Annotated in this window: 16 protein-coding genes; 4 read left to right on the top strand and 12 right to left on the bottom strand. The window is 64.7% G+C overall.

The features are described from left to right. Positions 1-44 precede the first annotated feature (44 nt). The gene (gene rho, locus LDJ84_RS01685; protein ID WP_015475046.1) at positions 45-1,307 is read right to left on the bottom strand and encodes a transcription termination factor Rho; all 1,263 of its coding nucleotides are present in this window, start codon (positions 1,305-1,307) and stop codon (positions 45-47) included. A gap of 238 nt (positions 1,308-1,545) precedes the next feature. Then, positions 1,546-1,872: a thioredoxin TrxA gene (gene trxA, locus LDJ84_RS01680; protein WP_015475045.1), complete on the bottom strand. Its 327-nt coding sequence runs from the start codon at positions 1,870-1,872 to the stop codon at positions 1,546-1,548. Positions 1,873-2,062: 190 nt separating this feature from the next. Here trxA and ppx point away from each other — a divergent pair, with 190 nt between their 5' ends. Beyond that, positions 2,063-3,565, top strand: coding sequence for an exopolyphosphatase (gene ppx / locus LDJ84_RS01675; protein ID WP_024765763.1), 1,503 nt, complete (start codon positions 2,063-2,065; stop codon positions 3,563-3,565). Between the two features lie 149 nt (positions 3,566-3,714). Here the strand turns inward: ppx and ppk1 are convergent, their stop codons facing one another. Together ppk1 and hemB are read right to left on the bottom strand one after the other, a co-directional pair. Continuing rightward, entirely contained in the window at positions 3,715-5,919 is a 2,205-nt protein-coding gene (gene ppk1, locus LDJ84_RS01670; protein WP_226045814.1) for a polyphosphate kinase 1, read from the bottom strand. 20 nt (positions 5,920-5,939) lie between these two features. Further along, positions 5,940-6,959 carry a porphobilinogen synthase gene (hemB, locus tag LDJ84_RS01665; RefSeq protein ID WP_226045813.1) on the bottom strand — a complete coding sequence of 340 codons (1,020 nt, stop codon included), beginning with the start codon at positions 6,957-6,959 and terminating at the stop codon, positions 5,940-5,942. A 233-nt stretch (positions 6,960-7,192) separates the two neighbouring features. On the opposite strand from hemB, the gene LDJ84_RS01660 reads away from it, so the two are divergent. Next, a complete protein-coding gene (locus LDJ84_RS01660) occupies positions 7,193-7,753 on the top strand; it encodes a DedA family protein (protein WP_226046632.1) in 561 nt (186 codons plus the stop codon). Here the strand turns inward: LDJ84_RS01660 and LDJ84_RS01655 are convergent, their stop codons facing one another. Continuing rightward, positions 7,754-8,992 (bottom strand): sterol desaturase family protein, encoded by a 1,239-nt coding sequence (locus LDJ84_RS01655; RefSeq protein WP_226045812.1) that lies wholly within the window; start codon positions 8,990-8,992, stop codon positions 7,754-7,756. Between the two features lie 127 nt (positions 8,993-9,119). On the opposite strand from LDJ84_RS01655, the gene elbB reads away from it, so the two are divergent. After that, on the top strand, positions 9,120-9,770 hold the full coding sequence (gene elbB, locus LDJ84_RS01650) for an isoprenoid biosynthesis glyoxalase ElbB (protein ID WP_226045811.1): 651 nt from the start codon (positions 9,120-9,122) through the stop codon (positions 9,768-9,770). A gap of 80 nt (positions 9,771-9,850) precedes the next feature. On the opposite strand, the gene LDJ84_RS01645 is transcribed toward elbB, so the two are convergent. From LDJ84_RS01645 to LDJ84_RS01620, 6 genes are all read right to left on the bottom strand, one after another. Continuing rightward, the gene (locus LDJ84_RS01645; protein ID WP_037013429.1) at positions 9,851-10,321 is read right to left on the bottom strand and encodes a YaiI/YqxD family protein; all 471 of its coding nucleotides are present in this window, start codon (positions 10,319-10,321) and stop codon (positions 9,851-9,853) included. A 74-nt stretch (positions 10,322-10,395) separates the two neighbouring features. Then, positions 10,396-12,300 (bottom strand): cytochrome c/FTR1 family iron permease, encoded by a 1,905-nt coding sequence (locus tag LDJ84_RS01640; RefSeq protein WP_226045810.1) that lies wholly within the window; start codon positions 12,298-12,300, stop codon positions 10,396-10,398. Between the two features lie 139 nt (positions 12,301-12,439). Then, on the bottom strand, positions 12,440-13,069 hold the full coding sequence (locus LDJ84_RS01635; RefSeq protein ID WP_024765767.1) for a LysE family transporter: 630 nt from the start codon (positions 13,067-13,069) through the stop codon (positions 12,440-12,442). Positions 13,070-13,312: 243 nt separating this feature from the next. Next, positions 13,313-14,071, bottom strand: a complete 759-nt coding sequence (locus LDJ84_RS01630; RefSeq protein WP_170858046.1) for a TerC family protein — start codon at positions 14,069-14,071, stop codon at positions 13,313-13,315. Positions 14,072-14,086: 15 nt separating this feature from the next. Beyond that, positions 14,087-14,650: a mechanosensitive ion channel family protein gene (locus LDJ84_RS01625; protein ID WP_226045809.1), complete on the bottom strand. Its 564-nt coding sequence runs from the start codon at positions 14,648-14,650 to the stop codon at positions 14,087-14,089. Next, positions 14,650-16,560, bottom strand: coding sequence for an ATP-binding cassette domain-containing protein (locus LDJ84_RS01620; protein ID WP_226045808.1), 1,911 nt, complete (start codon positions 16,558-16,560; stop codon positions 14,650-14,652). Before LDJ84_RS01620 ends, LDJ84_RS01625 begins: the two co-directional genes overlap by 1 nt. Positions 16,561-16,607: 47 nt before the next feature. Here LDJ84_RS01620 and LDJ84_RS01615 point away from each other — a divergent pair, with 47 nt between their 5' ends. Continuing rightward, positions 16,608-17,072: a TIGR02444 family protein gene (locus LDJ84_RS01615; protein ID WP_226045807.1), complete on the top strand. Its 465-nt coding sequence runs from the start codon at positions 16,608-16,610 to the stop codon at positions 17,070-17,072. 3 nt (positions 17,073-17,075) lie between these two features. Here the strand turns inward: LDJ84_RS01615 and LDJ84_RS01610 are convergent, their stop codons facing one another. Next, positions 17,076-18,254, bottom strand: a complete 1,179-nt coding sequence (locus LDJ84_RS01610; RefSeq protein ID WP_226045806.1) for an AlgP family protein — start codon at positions 18,252-18,254, stop codon at positions 17,076-17,078. Between the last annotated feature and the right edge of the window lie 668 nt (positions 18,255-18,922).

The following is an 18,922-nucleotide window of genomic DNA, read 5'->3' as shown; positions in this document are numbered from 1 at the left end:
CACGAAGGCCGGGTTTCCCCGGCCTTGCGTGGTTCGAGAGGCGCTTACTTGCTGCGCTTCATCGAATCGAAGAACTCGTCGTTGGTCTTCGTCTGGCGCAGCTTGTCCAGCAGGAATTCCACGGCGGCGATCTCGTCCATCGGGTGGAGGATCTTGCGCAGGATCCACATGCGCTGCAGCTCTTCCTCACCGGTGAGCAGCTCTTCGCGACGGGTGCCGGAGCGATTGATGTTGATTGCCGGGAACACGCGCTTTTCCGAGATGCGACGGTCGAGGATGAGTTCCGAGTTACCGGTCCCCTTGAATTCCTCGTAGATCACTTCGTCCATCTTCGAGCCGGTTTCGATCAGCGCGGTGGCGAGGATGGTCAGCGAACCGCCTTCCTCGATGTTGCGCGCGGCGCCGAAGAAGCGCTTGGGCTTTTCCAGGGCGTGGGCGTCGACACCACCGGTGAGCACCTTGCCGGAGCTGGGGATCACGGTGTTGTAGGCACGGGCCAGACGGGTGATGGAGTCGAGCAGGATGATCACGTCCTTCTTGTGCTCGACCAGGCGCTTGGCCTTCTCGATCACCATCTCGGCGACCTGCACGTGGCGGGTCGGCGGTTCGTCGAAGGTGGACGCGACCACTTCGCCGCGCACGGTGCGCTGCATCTCGGTCACTTCTTCCGGGCGCTCGTCGATCAGCAGGACGATCAGGTGGCACTCGGGGTTGTTGCGGGTGATGTTCGAGGCGATGTTCTGCAGCATGATCGTCTTGCCCGCTTTCGGCGGGGCGACGATCAGGCCGCGCTGGCCCTTGCCGATCGGCGAGCAGAGGTCGATCACACGGCCGGTGAGGTCCTCGGTGGAGCCGTTGCCGGCTTCCATGGTCAGGCGCTTGGTCGGGAACAGCGGCGTCAGGTTCTCGAAGAGAATCTTGTTCTTCGCGTTCTCCGGACGATCGAAGTTGATCGAGTCGACTTTCAGCAGGGCGAAGTAACGCTCGCCTTCCTTCGGCGGACGAATCTTGCCGATGATGGTGTCGCCCGTGCGCAGGTTGAAGCGACGGATCTGGCTGGGCGAGACGTAGATGTCGTCCGGGCCGGCCAGGTACGAGGAATCGGCGGAGCGCAGGAAGCCGAAGCCATCCTGGAGAATCTCCAGCACGCCGTCACCGGAGATTTCCTCGCCGCTTTTCGCGTGCTTCTTCAGCAGCGCGAAGATGATGTCCTGCTTGCGCGAACGAGCCATGTTTTCCAGGCCCATGGCATCGGACATTTCCAGCAATTCGGCAATCGGCTTTTGCTTGAGTTCGGTCAGATTCATAGAAGGGACGTAAATACGCTGAAAGGGGAAAAGGGAACAAGCGTGATGCTTGAAGAGCCGCGCCGTAGATGACGGACAGGATCGCTTGGAATTCGAATAGGAAGTGCGTCGGCGACGGCTTGCAGGGGACAACGAAAAACTCGTTGTGGCCCGAATTTAACACCCGAGTTTCAGAGCGTCTAGGGGCAAAAAGAAAAAAGCCCTGCTCGATGGCAGGGCTTTTCACACATTCTCGACCTTAGATGTTGCTGTCGAGGAAGGCCGCCAACTGCGACTTGGACAGCGCGCCGACCTTGGTGGCTTCAACGTTGCCACCCTTGAACAGCATCAGGGTCGGGATGCCACGCACGCCATACTTCGGCGGGGTGTCCTGGTTCTCGTCGATGTTCAGCTTGCAGACTTTCAGCTTGCCCTGATAGTCCTTGGCGATCTCGTCGAGTACCGGAGCAATCATCTTGCACGGGCCGCACCATTCGGCCCAGTAGTCGACCAGCACGGGACCGTCGGACTTCAGTACGTCCTGCTCGAAGCTGGCATCGGTAACATTGACGATATGTTCGCTCATGTATTCTCTCCGTCAATCGGATGCGAAAAAGTGTCCGCCATCATATCCCGCCTCGGCCCGCACCGAAAGGCGCAGCCGATTGAGTGTATCTATCGCTGTCGCGGCGACTTCTGATCGGTGACAACCCCTTCATTGGCACTCCCCGCCTAAAATGGCAGGATGTCTTCCGTATTTACCCGGACCTCACCCCATGCCCCATACCCCTGCCAAGACCTTCCCGATGATCGCGGCCATTGACCTTGGCTCGAACAGTTTCCACATGGTCCTGGCGAAGGCCGATCACGGCGAGATCCGCATTCTTGAGCGCCTAGGCGAGAAGGTCCAGTTGGCCGCCGGCATAGGCGATGACCGCCTGCTCACCGCCGACTCCATGCAGCGCGGCTACGACTGCCTGAAGCAGTTCGCGCAGTTCATCAACGGCATGCCGCCAGGCTCGGTGCGCGTCGTGGGCACCAACGCCCTGCGCGAAGCGCGCAACCGCGCCGAGTTCATCCGCGTTGCTGATCAGATCCTCGGCCACCCGGTGGAAGTCATCTCCGGCCGCGAAGAGGCACGCCTCATCTACCTGGGCGTCTCGCACACGTTGCAGGACAACCCCGGCAAGCGCCTGGTGGTCGATATCGGTGGCGGCAGCACCGAATTCATCATTGGCCAGCAGTTCGAATCGCAATTGCGCGAAAGCCTGCAGATGGGCTGCGTGAGCTTCACCCAGCGCTATTTCAAGGACGGAAAGATCACCCCGGCGCGCTATGCCCAGGCCTACACTTCGGCGCGCCTGGAGCTGATGAGCATCGAGAACAGCCTGCGCCGCCTGGGATGGGACGAGGCGGTCGGCGCCTCCGGCACCATCCGCGCCATCTGCCTGGCGATCCAGGCCGGCGGCCACGGCAACGGCGAGATCAACCCCGAAGGCCTGGCCTGGCTCAAGCGCAAGATGTTCAAGCTGGGCGAGGTCGAGAAGCTCGACATCGACGGCATCAAGCCGGACCGCCGACCGATCTTCCCGGCCGGCATGGCGATCCTCGAGGCGCTGTTCGACGCCCTCGAGCTGACGCGCATGACCCATTCCGAAGGCGCCCTGCGCGAGGGCGTGCTCTATGACCTGCTGGGCCGCCACCACCACGAGGACGTCCGCGAACGCACCATCGGCGCCCTCATGGAACGCTACCACGTCGATCCGGAACAGGCCGCTCGCGTCGAAGCCAAGGCGCTGGAATCGCTGGACCAGGTGGCCAAGGCCTGGAACCTGAACGACGAAGGCCACCGCGAGCTGCTGATGTGGGCCGCGCGCGTGCATGAGCTGGGCCTGGACATCGCCCACTACCACTACCACAAGCACGGCGCCTACCTGCTGGAGCACTCGGACCTGGCCGGCTTCTCGCGCTTGGACCAGCTGACCCTGGCGCTGCTGGTGCGCGGCCACCGCCGCAACATCCCGGTGGACAAGTTCAACGAGCTGGGCGACGAGGGCGACAAGCTGATCCGCCTGTGCATCGTGCTGCGCTTCGCCATCCTCTTCCACCACATTCGTGGCACCCAGGAAATGCCGGCGGTGGCCCTGAAGGCGTCCGGCAAGTCGCTGGACATCCGCTTCCCGGACGGCTGGCTGGCGGCCAACCCGCTGACCCAGGCGGACTTCGAGCAGGAAGCCGAATGGCTCAAGCGCGTGGGTTATTCACTCAGCGTCAGCTGAGTGCCCCGCCACAGGCAAAGGCCCCGGCGCGCAAACGCCGGGGCCTTTTCATTTCCAGCGTCACCCTGACCTTTAGGAGCGAGCCTGCTCCTACGAAAAGCCCAAGAAAAAGCCCTGCCGAAGCAGGGCTTTCGATATCACTGGAGGGATCAGCGAACGCTGATCACCGGCGTGCACAGGCGCTCCAGCAGCGTCGCCTGGGCGTTGCGGGCGTTCTGGTTACCGCTGGGGCTCTGCCGCACGTAGCTGCCGTCGGACTGCAGCACCCAGGCCTGGGTGTTGTCGCTCAGGTAGGATTCCAGCTCCTTCTTCACCCGCAGCACGAGTTTCTTGCCTTCCACCGGGAAGCAGGTCTCCACGCGCATGTCGAGGTTGCGCTCCATCCAGTCGGCGCTGGAGAGATAGAGCTTCTCCTCGCCGCCGTTGAGGAAGTAGTAGATCCGGCTGTGCTCCAGGAAGCGGCCGATGATCGAGCGCACCTGGATGTTGTGCGACACCCCCGGCACGCCCGGACGCAGACAGCACATGCCGCGCACTACCAGGTCGATCTTCACGCCGGCCTGGCTGGCCTTGTACAGCGCACGGATGACCTTGGCGTCGGTCAGCGAGTTGACCTTGGCCATGATGTGCGCCGGCTTGCCCTCGGCGGCCTGGGCCGCCTCGCGGTTGATCATCTCCAGCAGGTTCTTCTTCAGGGTGAAGGGCGCGTGCAGGAGCTTCTTCATGCGCAGCGTCTTGCCCATGCCGATCAGCTGGTTGAACAGCTTGTGCAGGTCCTCGCAGAGCGCCACGTCGGCGGTCAGCAGGCTGTAGTCGGTATACAGGCGAGCGTTGCCGGCGTGGTAGTTGCCGGTGCCCAGGTGCGCGTAGCGGCGCAGTTCACCGTCCTCGCGACGCAGGATCAGCATCATCTTGGCGTGGGTCTTGAAGCCGACTACGCCGTAGATCACCACCGCACCGGCCTGCTGCAAGCGGCTGGCCAGTTGCAGGTTGGATTCTTCGTCGAAGCGCGCCCGTAGCTCGATCACCACGGTCACTTCCTTGCCGTTACGCGCGGCTTCCACCAGCGCGTCGACGATCTCGGAGTTGGCGCCGGAGCGGTACAGCGTCTGCTTGATCGCCAGCACGCTGGGGTCCTTGGCGGCCTGGCGCAGCAGGTCGACCACCGGGGTGAAGGACTCGAACGGGTGCATCAGCAGCACGTCGAGCTTGCCCAGGACGTTGAACAGGTTTTCCTTCTTCTGCAGCAGCTTGGGGATCGCCGGGGTGAACGGCGGCGACTGCAGCTCAGGATGGCTGGCGAGACCGGTGACGCTGAACAGGCGGGTCAGGTTGACCGGGCCGCTGACGCGGTACAGCTCGGTTTCAGACAGGCCGAACTGCTTGAGCAGGTAGTTGGACAGGGGCACCGGGCAGGTGTCCACCACTTCCAGGCGCACGGCGTCGCCGTAACGGCGCGAGAACAGCTCGCCACGCAGCGCGCGGGCCAGGTCCTCGACGTCCTCGGCGTCCACCGAGAGGTCGGCGTTACGGGTCAGGCGGAACTGGTAGCAGCCCTTCACCTTCATGCCGTGGAACAGGTCGTCGGCGTGGGCGTGGATCATCGACGAGAGGAACACGTAGTTGTCGCCGGGGCCGGCGACTTCTTCGGGCAGGCGGATGATCCGCGGCAGCGAGCGCGGCGCCGGGATGATCGCCAAGCCCGAGTCGCGACCGAAGGCGTCCAGGCCTTCGAGCTCGACCATGAAGTTCAGGCTCTTGTTCACCAGCAGCGGGAACGGGTGGGTCGGGTCGAGGCCGATCGGGGTGACGATGGGTGCGATCTCGTCGCGGAAGAAGCGACGGACCCAGGCCTTGATCTTCGGCGTCCAGTAACGGCGGCGGATGAAACGGATGTCGTGCTTGGCCAGCTCCGGCAACAGAATGTCGTTGAGGATGCTGTACTGGCGGGCAACCTGTTCGTGCACCTGTTCGCTGATGCGCGCCAGCGCCTGGTGCGGCAGCAGGCCGTCGGCGCCGGCCTGTTCGCGGGCAAAGGTGATCTGCTTCTTCAGCCCGGCGACGCGGATCTCGAAGAATTCGTCGAGGTTGCTGGAGAAGATCAGCAGGAACTTCAGACGTTCCAGCAGCGGGTAGGACTCATCCAGCGCCTGTTCCAGCACGCGGATGTTGAACTGCAGCTGCGAGAGCTCGCGATGAATGTAGAGGGCACTGTCGTCCACGTTGATCGCCGGAGCCGCGGGCTCCACGGGCGCCGGAGCCGCCTCGGCGGCTTCCGCCACGACGACTTCGGTGATTTCAGCGCTGGTGTCAGCTTCGATAACTTCGGTTTCGCTAATGCCTTCGGTATTCATCGCTCGTCTCATCGACGGGGTCAGCCCCCGCTTTTCATTTTCAATTGTTGTGCCGCGCGCTTGGCGAAGTAGGTCAGGATGCCATCTGCGCCCGCGCGTTTGAAGGCCAGCAGCGATTCGAGGATTACCGCCTCGCTGAGCCAGCCATTGTTGATCGCAGCCATGTGCATCGCGTACTCGCCGCTGACCTGGTAGACAAAGGTCGGCGCACGGAATTCGTCCTTGGCGCGGCGCACGATGTCCAGGTAGGGCATGCCCGGCTTGACCATGATCATGTCGGCGCCTTCGGCGAGGTCAGCGTAGATCTCGTGCAGCGCTTCGTCGCTGTTGGCCGGGTCCATCTGGTAGGTGGCCTTGTTGCCCTTGCCCAGGTTGGCAGCCGAGCCGACGGCGTCGCGGAACGGGCCGTAGTAGGCGCTGGCGTACTTGGCCGAGTAGGCCATGATGCGGGTGTTGATGTGGCCGGTGGACTCCAGGGCCTCGCGGATGGCGCCGATGCGGCCGTCCATCATGTCCGAGGGAGCCACGACCTGGGCGCCGGCTTCGGCGTGGGACAGCGCCTGCTTGACCAGCACATCGACGGAAATATCGTTCAGGACGTAGCCGTCTTCGTCGAGGATGCCGTCCTGGCCGTGGCTGGTGAACGGGTCCAGCGCCACGTCGGTGATGATCCCCAGCTCCGGGAAGCGCTCGCGCAGGGCGCGGGTGGCGCGCTGGGCAATGCCGTCGGGGTTGAAGGCTTCGGCGCCATCGAGGGATTTCTTTTCCACCGGCGTCACCGGGAACAGTGCCAGGGCCGGGATACCCAGTTCCACCAGCTCTTCGGCTTCCTTGAGCAGCAGGTCGATGGACATGCGCTCCACGCCCGGCATCGAGGGCACCGCTTCACGCTGATTCTTGCCGTCGAGGACGAACACCGGAAGGATCAGATCGTTGGCGGTCAGGACGTTTTCGCGCACCAGACGGCGGGAAAATTCGTCACGACGGTTACGACGCAGGCGGGTGAAGGGGAAGGCACGATCGGCGGGAATGAAGCTCACGGCGTACTCCAGGGCCTGATACAGCAGGCACAGTCTGACAGTTATAGCCGTGAATTATGACCGATTGGTAACAACCGGTAACAGTGACCCTTGGTCGCGGCATCCTGCCGCAGCGGCATACCGCCGCTCTGCACCGCCGCAGACTTGTTCCAGGTCAGTTGTGCGGACCGGGGTGCCTTCCCTGCGGGCGACAACCGGGTTAGGCTTCGCGTTCATTTCGCTGCGTTGCCTCGATAATGCTCCAACAATTCCTGCAGGATTTCGGCTACTTCGCGCTGTTTCTCGGCACGTTCTTCGAGGGTGAGACCATTCTGGTCCTGGCCGGCTTCCTGGCATTCCGCGGCTACATGCAGCTGGAGTACGTCATCGCGGTGGCGTTCTTCGGCAGTTACGCGGGTGATCAGCTCTGGTATTTCCTCGGCCGTCGCCACGGTCGCAAGCTGCTCGCGCGCAAGCCGCGCTGGCAGAAGATGGGCGACAAGGCGCTGGAGCACGTGCGCAAGCATCCCGACCTGTGGGTGCTGAGCTTCCGCTTCGTCTACGGCCTGCGCACCGTGATGCCGGTGGCCATCGGCCTGTCCGGCTACCCGCCGGCGCGCTACCTGCTGCTCAACGGTATCGGCGCCATCGTCTGGGCTTCGGTCCTGGGCAGCGCTGCCTTCTACTTCGGCAGCGTGCTCGAAGGCGTGCTGGGCAACATCAAGAAGTACGAACTCATGGTCCTCGGCGGCCTCGTGGTGATCGGCCTGCTGTTCTGGCTGCGCCGCCGTTTCAAGGCATCCAAGGCCGACTGATCAGGCCGCTTGCGGCAGCCGTTCGGCGCGCCGCAGGCCCAGCAGCCCGATCAGGCTGAGCAGCGAGTAGACCGCCAGCGCCCAGGGCGCCCACTGCGGCAACCCGATGCCTCCCCACAGTACCAGCGCCGCCACTGCCGGTACGTTCAGCGCCAATCGCAGCAGTTCCAGGCGCAGCGCCCAGGCGCGGTTCTCCAGCCAGCATCCGATGGCGTAGAGACCGAAAGCCATCCAGGCCCAGCCAATCACCAGCGGCAGCACTTGCCAGCCCTCCCCGACGCCCAGCAACCAGGTGCCGATTATCACGTAGATGGCGAACTGCAGACCGGCGTACCACTGCCGGCCGCGCGTCAGCGGCACCTCGAACTTGCGGAAGGCCGCCAGGTCAGGCTTGGCCATGGGATAGCGCTGGGCGACGTCCGCGGGGCGCCAGCCGGTGCGCATGAACCAGATGCGCAGCTTGTCCCACAGGCTGCCGGCACGGCGCGCATCGTTCCACAGGTGCGCATAGACCTGCAGGTTGGCCCACAGCGGGTTCCAGCTGGCCAGGGGGACGGTCACGCCGAACACCACCGGCTCTTCGTCCAGCTCTTCCTGGAAGGTGCCGAACAGGCGGTCCCAGAGAATGAACACGCCCCCGTAGTTGCGATCCATATAGACAGGGTTCTGCGCGTGGTGCACGCGATGGTTGGAGGGAGTGATGAATATCCATTCGAACCAGCCCAGCTTGGGAATGTGCCGGGTATGAACCCAGAACTGATAGAGCAGGTTCAGTGCGCCGACAGTGAGGAACACCAGCGGCGGCACCCCGGCGATGGCCATTGGCAGGTAGAAGATCCAGCCGAAGATGAAGCCGGTGCTGGTCTGCCGCAGCGCGGTGGAGAGGTTGTAATCCTCGCTCTGGTGGTGCACCGAATGCGCGGCCCAGAGCACATTGCGCTCATGGCCGAGGCGGTGGTTCCAGTAGTAGCAGAAGTCGTAGAAGACGAAGGCGAACGCCCAGACCCACAGGCTCTTAGCCGACAGCTCGAACAGCGCGAGGTGCTGCCAGGCGATGGTGTAGGTCACCAACGCCAGCCCCTTGGTCAGCAGGCCGCTGGTGGTCGACAGGACCCCCGCGCTGAGGCTGTTCAGCGCGTCGCTCAGGCGATAGGTGCGCAGGCCGCGCCAGCGGTCGGCGAGCAGTTCGATCGCAATCAGCAGGAAAAAGAAGGGCACGGCGAAGAGGATGTAGTTCATGGCACGACCGAATCGTTATGCTTATGAGGAAGGATCCTAGTCCCTTGCCCGCCGCCGGCCACGGCCGTCGGCGACAGTCCGGGCGGCATATCGCGACAGCCCCGACCCCCTCGAACAGGAGCAGTCCATGAAGAAAGTTGCCGTTATCCTTTCCGGTTGTGGCGTCTACGACGGCGCGGAAATCCATGAAAGCGTGATCACCCTGCTGCGCCTCTCCCAGCGCGGCGCCAAGGTGCAGTGCTTCGCCCCGAACATCGCCCAGCACCATGTGCTGAACCACCTCACCGGAGAGGAAATGGCCGAGAGACGCAATGTGCTGGTGGAGTCCGCACGGATCGCCCGCGGCGAGGTGAAGGATGTGCGTGAAGCCAAGGTCGAGGACTTCGACGCGCTGATCGTGCCCGGCGGCTTCGGCGCGGCGAAGAACCTCAGCGACTTCGCCTTCAAGGGCGACCAGTGCGAAGTGCAGCCGGACGTGCTGGCCCTGGCCAAGGCCTTCGCCGCGGCGAAGAAGCCGGTCGGCCTGCTCTGCATCGCCCCGGCCCTGGCCGCGCGTATCTATGGCGAAGGCGTGGAATGTACCATCGGTACCGACGAGGGTACGGCCCAGGCACTGACCAGCATGGGTGCCAAGCACATCGACTGCGCCGTGGAAGACATAGTCGAGGACAAGGACCACAAGCTGGTCACCACTCCTGCCTACATGCTCGCGCAATCCATCGCCGAAGCCGCCAGCGGCATCAACAAGGCGGTCGATCGGGTGCTGGAGCTGGCGTGAACCTGTAGACATAGAGTTTCCTACGCCCTGCCCATCCTCGGTGAAAACGAAAACGCCCGGCAGTGCCGGGCGTTTTCGTGTCAGGCCTTGCGGCTCTGCTCCTCGCGCATCAACCGCGTCAGCAGCCGATCCAGGCTGTTGGCGAAGGCCTGGCGATCCTTGTCGCCGTAGGGTGCTTGCCCTCCTCCGACCTGCCCCTGCTCGCGCAGGTCGGTGAACAGGTTGCGCACCGCCAGGCGCTCGCCCATGTTCTTCTCGTCGAATTCGCGGCCGCGCGGGTCCAGCGCATCGACGCCCTTCTTCACCAGCCGGTCAGCCAGCGGCACGTCGCTGCAGATCACCAGGTCGCCCGGCTCAGCCTGCTCCACCAGGTAATCGTCGGCGGCGTCCATCCCGCTGGGCACGACAATCAGGCTGACGCAGGCGAATGGCGGCTTGGCCACGGGCTGGCCGGCGACCATCACCACATCCAGCTTGCGCTTCAAGGCGAACTTCGCCACCAGCTCCTTGGCCGCGCGCGGGCAGGCGTCGGCATCGATCCAGATACGCATCGGGGGAAAACCTTCCTTCGAAAAGCACGACGGCCAGTATCGCACTGGCCGTCGTGTATCGCTTGGCTATTGCCTCAGGACGACGCGGCGACCGCAGCGGCCTTGCGCCGTTCGGAGAAGTAGCTGCGTCCGTAGAGCACGGCCACCGCCAGCAGCGCCACCGCCTGGGCCGACAGCGAGTAGGCGTCGGCCTTGATGCCGAGCCAGTCGAAGTCGAAGAAGGGCACCGGGCGGGTGCCGATCACGCCGGCTTCCTGCAGGGCGACCACGCCGTGGCCGGCGAAGACCACCGACAGGGCGCAGAGCAGCGCGGCGTTGACGGTGAAGAACAGCTTCAGCGGCAGCTTCGCCGAGCCACGCAGGATCACGAAGGCAATGGCGATCAGGATCACCACCGCGGTGCCCGCACCGGCGATCACCGCGTTGTGGCCGGCAGGACCTGCCTGCAGCCAGAGCGTCTCGTAGAACAGGATGACTTCGAACAGTTCGCGGTAGACCGAGAAGAAGGCCAGCACGGCGAAGCCGAAGCGGCCCCCGCCACCCACCAGGCTGCTGCGGATGTAGTCCTGCCAGGCGGCGGCGTGGCGGCGGTCGTGCATCCACACGCCGAGCCAGAGGACCATCACGCAGGCGAACAGCGAGGTAAAGCCCTCCATCAGCTCGCGCTGGGCGCCGCCGATGTCGATGACGTAGGCCGCCACCGCCCAGGTGGCGAAGCCGGCGACGAAGGCCAGGCCCCAGCCGATGTGCACGCCACGCACAGCCTTCTCCTGCCCGGTATTGCGCAGGAAGGCGAGGATGGCCGCCAGCACAAGGATCGCCTCCACGCCTTCGCGCAGAAGGATCAGCAGGGCGGAGATGAAGCTGATGGAGAAGCTCAGCGAGTCGCCGCTCAGGGCCTTGGCGGCGTCCGCCAGCTTGGCCTTGGCCAGTTCCAGCTGCTGGGCAACTGCGGTTTCCGGCAAGCCGTCACGCAGGGCCTGACGGTAGGCCATCAGCTGCTTCTCGGTCGCCTTGCGCAAATCGGCATCGACGTTGTCCAGCGAGGACTCCACCAACTCGAAGCCCTCCAGGTACGCGGCGACGGACAGGTCGTAAGCCTGGTCGTGATCGCCGGAGCGGTACACAACGAAGCTCTTGTCCAGGGTCGCGGTGGTGTAGTCGATCTGCTGCGCCGGGCCACGATGCTCCAGCGGCGGGTGCGCACGCAGGGCACGGAAGCTCTCGGCCGCAGCTTCGCCGTCATGTTCGGCGACATCGGCAGGCGTCTGGGTCGACAGGGTTGCCAGCGGGTAGGCGTGGGCCGGGTCGGGCTTGGCCTGACCGGCACTGAGGCTGGCCACATAGGAGGCAAGGTCCCAGCGCTGACGCTCGTCGAGCTGGTCGGCGAAGGCCGGCATGTCGGTGCCGGCAACGCCCAGGCCAATGACATTGCGCAGATCGTAAAGGCTGAGCTGGTCAAGGCGCGCGCGGTCGGTCAGGTTGGCCGGCGGCGGCTCCAGGCCGATGCCTGCAGGTCCGTCACCCTTGCCGGCGTCACCGTGGCAGATCGAGCACTGCTGAGCGTAGACCTCGGCGCCACGGGCCGGATCCGGGGTGATCGCGGGAGTCTGCACCACCTGGTAGATATCGGCGACACGCACCTCCAGGTGGCGAGCCTGCTGGGCCACCTGCCTGCCCGGCTGGCGCTGCTCGATGGCCTGCTTGAGGCTGGCGGCGTCTTTTTCCAGGTCCGCACGCTCGGGGCGCGCCGGCAGGGTCAGGATCAGCGAGTGGAGATTGCCGACGAACTCGAGCTGCTCCTTGTATTCGCTGTCGTTGATCACCTTGCCGTCGGTCACGGTGGCGGGGTAGTCAGCGGCGAGGTAGCTGAGCAGGTGAAGGGCTTGAGCAGGGTCGACAACCGTGTCGGCTTGAGCTCCAAGGCTGAAGATGCCGGCCAGCGGCAATAGCCAGACGAAAAGTTTGGAGGGGCGCATACGGGAAGTTAAATGAGAATGAAAGAGATTAAATTGTCACCTCAGGTTTCCGTCTATGCAAGGACAATGTCTCGCACAGTTACATCCACAGTGGCCCCACGGCCACTTCGGGACGCCGTCGAAATCCGCGCAAACGCCCTCAGACCGGGGCGCGGCGGACCGTGGCGAGCAGCGCGGCGGCGCCCACGAACAGAGTCGCGAAAGTTCGATTCATGATCTTCTGCTGACGCTGCGAACGCAGGGCGCGCAACACACGGGCGGCCAGGCCGGTGTAGCCGGCCATGACAATCAGGTCCACGGTGATCATGGTCGCCCCCATGATCACGTACTGGATCGCCATCGGCTGGTGCGGGTCGACGAACTGCGGCAGTACCGCGAGCATGAAGATCACCGCCTTGGGGTTGCTGGCGTTGACCAGAAAGCCGCGTAGCACCAGGGTCAGCGGCCGGCCGATAGGGCGCTCGCCGCTCGCCGCCATCACCTGCGGGGCAGCGGTCCACTGGCGATAGGCGAGATAGACCAGGTAGACCACACCGAACCACTTGATCGCGCTGAAGGCCACCGCCGAAGCCGAGAGCAGCGCGCCGACGCCTGCGGCGACGATGGCGATCTGCAGGGCGAGGCCGATCTGCAGGCCCAGGGCATTCCAGTAGCCGCGCCAGAAGCCGTATTGCAGCCCACAGGACATCGAGGCGATGGCCCCTGCGCCGGGCGACAGGCTGATCACCCAGCAGGCGATGAAGAAGGCGAACCAGGTACTGGCGAGCATTGCGGACCTCACGGCGCCCAGGCAGGCGCAATAACTTGTTACGGAGGCCCAGTGTGCCTCAGTCAGGCTGCGCCGCCCAGCGTTGCCGACGAAGGTCGAGGGAGCCCTGAAGAAGCGAGCTGGATCGCAAACAGAGCCTCCAGGGGCTCCAGCGAAGAGGCGATTCGCGAGCGAGCTGGCTCCGGCGAAGAGCCAGAAGAAAGCCCGGCACGAGGCCGGGCTTTCTTCATCCGAATCGAGTGATCAGCTCGGGATGTCCCTGCGCAGCTTCACCGGCTCCTCGCCACGCTTGCGCGCCAGGGCGCCGCGCAGGCGGATGTTGATCGCCTCCACCGCCAGCGAGAAGGCCATGGCGAAGTACACATAGCCCTTGGGCACGTGGATCTCGAAGGCTTCGGCGATCAGCACGGTGCCGACCACGATGAGGAACGACAGCGCCAGCATCTTCAGCGACGGGTGCTTCTCGATGAAGGCACTGATGGTGCCGGCCGACAGCATCATCACACCCACCGAGATGACGATGGCCGCAACCATCACCGGCACGTGCTGCACCAGACCCACGGCGGTGATCACCGAGTCCAGGGAGAAGACGATGTCGATGATCGCGATCTGGATGATGATGCCCATGAAGCCGCGGGACTTGCCGCCCTGCTGGCCGCCCTCCTCCGCGCCTTCGAGGCTGTGGAAGATTTCCATGGTGCTCTTGAACAACAGGAACAGGCCGCCGAAGAACAGGATCAGGTCGCGCCCGGAAATACCGTGGTCGAACACGGTGAACAGGTCCGCGGTGAGGCGCATCACCCAGGTGATCGAGAGCAGCAGCAGGATCCGCGTGCCCATCGCCAGGGCCAGGCCAAAGAAGCGCGCCTTGGGTTGCTGCTCGGGCGGCAGGCGGCCGACCAGGATCGAGATGAAGATGATGTTATCGATGCCCAGTACGATTTCCAGGGCAGTCAGGGTCAGAAAGGCAACCCAGATCTCAGGGCTTGTGAGCCATTCCATAGTGGGAGACGTCCGTCAGGGGGTGGTGGGAAAGTTCGGCCCGCGCCAACGGCGAATGGCCTTCTGGAAGAACAGATTGTTCGGTACTTGCAGCAGTGCGCCGGGCGCGCCGTCCTCGGCAACTTCTTCCAGCGTGGTGTAGAGCAGGTTGATTGCCACCACCCGGCCTTTCACACCGGGCTTGTCGGCGGACTCGATGACTTCCACGCGGTCGCCCAGGCGGAAGGGCCCCATGGTGAAGATCATCAGGGCGCAGAACAGGTTGGAGAGCACGCTCCAGATGGCGAAGAAGGCCACGGCGGCGACGGCCGCAAAGCCGGTCAGCGCAGCCCACAGCACGTCCGCAGACACACCCAGGCGCTCCAGCACCAGCATTACCGCCGAGCCCATGATCAGCCAGCGCAGGCCGCCGCGCAGGGGCAGCAGCAGTTCCGGCGGCATCGGATAGCGCTCGCCGAGGCGGCTGATGGCGCGCGTCACGATGCGCTGCACCACCCAGGCCAGCAGCAGGATGAGGATGATCTGCCCGCCACGCAGCAGTGGTTCGCTCCACGCCACCAGCAGGTTCACGTCACCCATCACTCACTGGCCTCAAGCTGGCGCTGCAGTTCTTCGAGGGTTTCCAGGGCCATCAGCCAGGATTCTTCCAGCTCGCTTTCGCGGGTCTTTAGAGTTGCCTGGCGAGCCAGCAGGTCACGCAGTTCGTCCTTGCGCGCAGCTTCGTAGAGGGCGCTGTCGCCCAGGCGCTCCTCCAGCTCGGCGAGCTGCTCGTGGACCTTGCCCAGCTCTTTTTCCAGCTTGTCGGCTTCGCGCTTGTGCGGGGCGAGTTGCTGGCGCAGCGCAGCGGCCGCCTGGCGCTGAGCGCGCTTGTCGGTCTTGTCGCCGGCGGGAGCCGCGGGTGAGGACGGCGTCTGGCGGGCGCGGAAGTCCACCAGCCAGCGCGCGTAATCGTCGAGGTCGCCATCGAACTCGCGGATGCGCCCGTCGGCCACCAGCAGGAACTCATCGGTGGTGCTCTTGAGCAGGTGACGATCGTGCGACACCACCACCACGGCGCCGGAGAACTCCTGCAGCGCCAGGGTCAGCGCCAGGCGCATTTCCAGGTCGAGGTGGTTGGTCGGTTCATCGAGCAGCAGCAGGTTGGGCTTCTGCCAGGCGATCAGCGCCAGCGCCAGGCGCGCCTTCTCGCCACCGGAGAAGTTCAGCACCGGTTCGTCGCAACGCTCGCCGCGGAAATCGAAGCCACCGAGGAAGTCGCGCAGGGTCTGCTCACGCTCGGCCGGCGCGATGCGCGCCAGGTGCAGCAGCGGGCTGGCCTTGGGGTCCAGCGAGTCGAGCTGATGCTGGGCGAAGTAGCCGATGGCGAGGTTCTCGCCACGGGCGAGCTCGCCGGACAGCAGCGACAGGTTGCCGGAGAGGGTCTTGATCAGCGTGGACTTGCCAGCGCCGTTGGGGCCGAGCAGGCCGATGCGCGCGCCGGGCACCAGTTGCAGCTTGACCTTCTCCAGCACGGTCTTGTCGCCGTAGCCCAGGCGGGCCTCGGAGAGGTTGAGCAGCGGGCTGGAGATCTTGTCGGACTCGCGGAAGGCGAAGTCGAACGGCGAATCGACGTGGGCCGGCGCCAGCTCTTCCAGGCGTTCCAGCGCCTTGATCCGGCTCTGCGCCTGGCGAGCCTTGGTGGCCTGGGCGCGGAAGCGGGCAATGTACTTTTCCATGTGCGCGCGCTGCGCCTGCTGCTTCTCGTACGCCTGTTGCTGCTGGGCAAGGCGTTCGGCGCGGGTACGCTCGAAGGCCGAGTAGCCGCCGCGGTACAGGGTCAGCTTGCGCTGTTCGAGGTGGGCGATGTTGTCCACCACGGCATCGAGGAAATCACGGTCGTGGGAGATCAGCAGCAACGTGCCCGGATAGCCCTTGAGCCACTCTTCCAGCCAGAGGATGGCGTCGAGGTCCAGGTGGTTGGTCGGTTCGTCGAGCAGCAGCAGTTCGGACGGGCACATCAGCGCCTGCGCCAGGTTCAGGCGCATCCGCCAGCCACCGGAGAAGTCGCCGACGCGGCGGTCCATCTGCTCGGGCGTGAAGCCCAGGCCGGCCAGCAGCTTGCGCGCGCGGGCGTCCGCGGTGTATCCGTCAGCGCTGTCCAGTTCGCTGTGCAGGCGCGCCAGGGCAGTGCCGTCGTGGGCGTCTTCCGCCGCGGCCAGATCCGCCTGGATCTTGCGCAGGTGCACGTCGCCGTCGAGCACGTAGTCGACGGCGAGGCGGTCGAGGGTATCGACCTCCTGGCGCATATGCGCGATGCGCCAGTCCGCAGGCAGGTAGCAGTCGCCGGCGTCCTGGCCGAGCTGGCCGCGCAGCAGGGCGAACAGGCTCGACTTGCCGGCGCCGTTGGCGCCGATCAGGCCGACTTTCTGTCCGGCGTGCAGGGTGAGTTCGGCACCTTCCAGCAAGCGCTGGGGGCCACGCTGTAGCGTAAGATTTTGTAGTCGAATCATGGCGGCGGAGTTTATCAGCTTCGCCTGGCAATCGCTGTGGGTGCTCTATGTCTGATGATGTCTGGTCGTATGCGCTGAAACTCTACGCCTGCCCTGGGGTTGAGCCGGCTTGCCTGGCCCTGCAGGAAGGCGGTGCGGATGTCTGCCTGCTGCTCGCTTCGGCCTGGCTGGGAAGCACTGGCGTGACCTTCTCGCCATCGCGGATGAGCGCGCTGGAATGTGCTGCGCGGGAATGGCGAACAGAGGTGATAGTGCCGCTGCGCTCGCTGCGTCAGCGCTGGCGCGAATCGGCGAAGCAGGACGCGGAGCTGACGCCGCTGCGAGAGCGGATCAAGCAGCTTGAGCAGGAAGCGGAAAAGGTGCTGCTGGGAAGACTGGAGGCGGTGGCAGAGGGTTGGCCACGAGGTGAAGCACAGGAACTGGTGTACTGGCTGGAAGCTGCGGTCGGTGAAGCGGGCGGCTTGCGCCGCGATGCGCAGGAAACCCTGCGCATCGCGGCGAGCCTCTCCTGAGCCTCAGGAAGCGCTGGAGGAGGTGCTGCTGGCCGGAGTCGCCGGCGCCGCAGTAGCGCTGGAAACCGGAGCAGCGGCCGGAGTGCTCGGCTGGGCAGCCGGTGCGCTCGGAGCAGCCGGAGCGGCCGGTTTGGCAGCGGTGGCGGGCTTGGGCGCAGCAGGCTTGGCGGCCGGTTTTGCGGCAGGCTTGGCAGCGGCCTTCACCGCGGGTTTGGCAGCCGATTTCGCGGCGGGCTTGGCAGCGGCGGCAGGCTTGGCAGCCGGTTTCGCGGCGGGCTTCGCGGCAGGTTTGGCAGCAGCGGGCTTGGCGGCAGCAGGCTTGGCAGCGGCTTTCGCGGCGGGCTTGGCGGCTGGTTTGGCAGCGGCTTTCGCAGCAGGCTTGGCAGCCGGTTTCGCGGCTGGTTTGGCAGCAGGCTTGGCGGCAGCAGCGGCAGGCTTAGCAGCGGGTTTGGCTGCCGGCTTGGCGACAGCTTTCGCAGCAGGCTTGGCGGCTGGCTTCGCGGCAGCTTTGGCAGCCGGCTTGGCAGCAGCGGGTTTTGCAGCGGCAGTTTTCGCAGCCGGTTTGGCAGCGGTTTTAGCGGCAGGCTTGGCGGCGGGTTTCGCAGCAGGCTTGGCAGCGGCTTTGGCAGCAACAGGCTTGGCAGCGGCAACCTTGGCAGCCGGTTTCGCAGCAGGCTTGGCAGCGGCTTTCACGGCAGGCTTGGCGGCGGATTTGGCAGCGGCTTTAGAGGCCGGTCGGGCGGCGGCCTTGGCAACCGGCTTGGCAGCGGCAGCGACCGGCTTGCGGGTAGCGAGGGACTTGCCAGCGGCTTCCTTCACCTTGGTCACGCCCTGGGCGAGCTTCAGGCTCTCCTGCACATCACGCTTGAGATTGGCGATGTAGGCACGGGTTTCGGTCTGACGGGTCTTCAGGACATCCAAGGCGCCGTCGATATCGGCGATGGTCGACTTGGCTTTTGCCTGCGCCTTCGCCTTGCCGGCCTTGGTCGCGTCCTGCAGTTTGGCGCGAGCCTTGTGCAGCTTCTCCTGTGCCTTGCCGCGTTGTTTCTCGAGCTTGGCGAGCAGCTTTTCGGAATCGACCAGCGCCTGCTTGCAGGCACCTTCGAGGTGTTCGATCAGACTGTTGGACAACTGGTGCAGCAGATGCAACGGAGTGGTGACGGGTTTCTTGTTGGCCGACATGACGTGCCTCCTGGCGGACGTGGTTGCGCCCATACTAGCCCCGCTGATGGCCTCTCGCCAATGTCCCGATTGTGCTGCAGGCCGCAGCGGGCATCGGCTTCAGAGGTTTTCAGCAGTGCGCGAAGGCGCGTTTTCTCACTCACCCAGTGACGCTGCAACTTACACTTGGTTCCCTGGAGTGCGTGCTTCGCTGCGCGCAAAGCCGCATGGCGCTTGAGCTTGAGTGCAGAAAAAATATTTTCTGCACACGCTGCAAAAGCCCATTGCAGAGCCTCCCACGCTACCACGCAGAAGACAGCCAGGCTCGCTCGAAAAGTCGCATCACCGGCCACGATGCAGCGCCAGATGATCGCGCGTGAAGCAGCGAATCGGTGTTCGCTCCCTCCTTGCACGCCGGCGGAAACCAGCCAGCGCGAGCGTCGACTTCACCCCCAAAAAACCATGCATCACCCTCTTCGGGAGCCGCCGGACGGCAGGAGTTTTCGTTGAGGTGCGCGCACTCCGAATCACAGCCTGAAGCTCGAGAACATCGCTGGCAGAAACCGCCCTTGCAGGAGAGACAAGCACCGCGTGGAAGCAGCTCCGTTCGCGATTGCCCGGAGCCGCGCGAGCCCATCACCCAAACGAAAACGGCGCCAGTGCCTGAAGCACTCGCGCCGTTGTCGGAC

The organism is Pseudomonas sp. HS-18, from assembly GCF_020401845.1.
Lineage (GTDB): Bacteria > Pseudomonadota > Gammaproteobacteria > Pseudomonadales > Pseudomonadaceae > Pseudomonas > Pseudomonas nitroreducens.
This window is presented reverse-complemented; position numbering and strand designations above follow the sequence as displayed.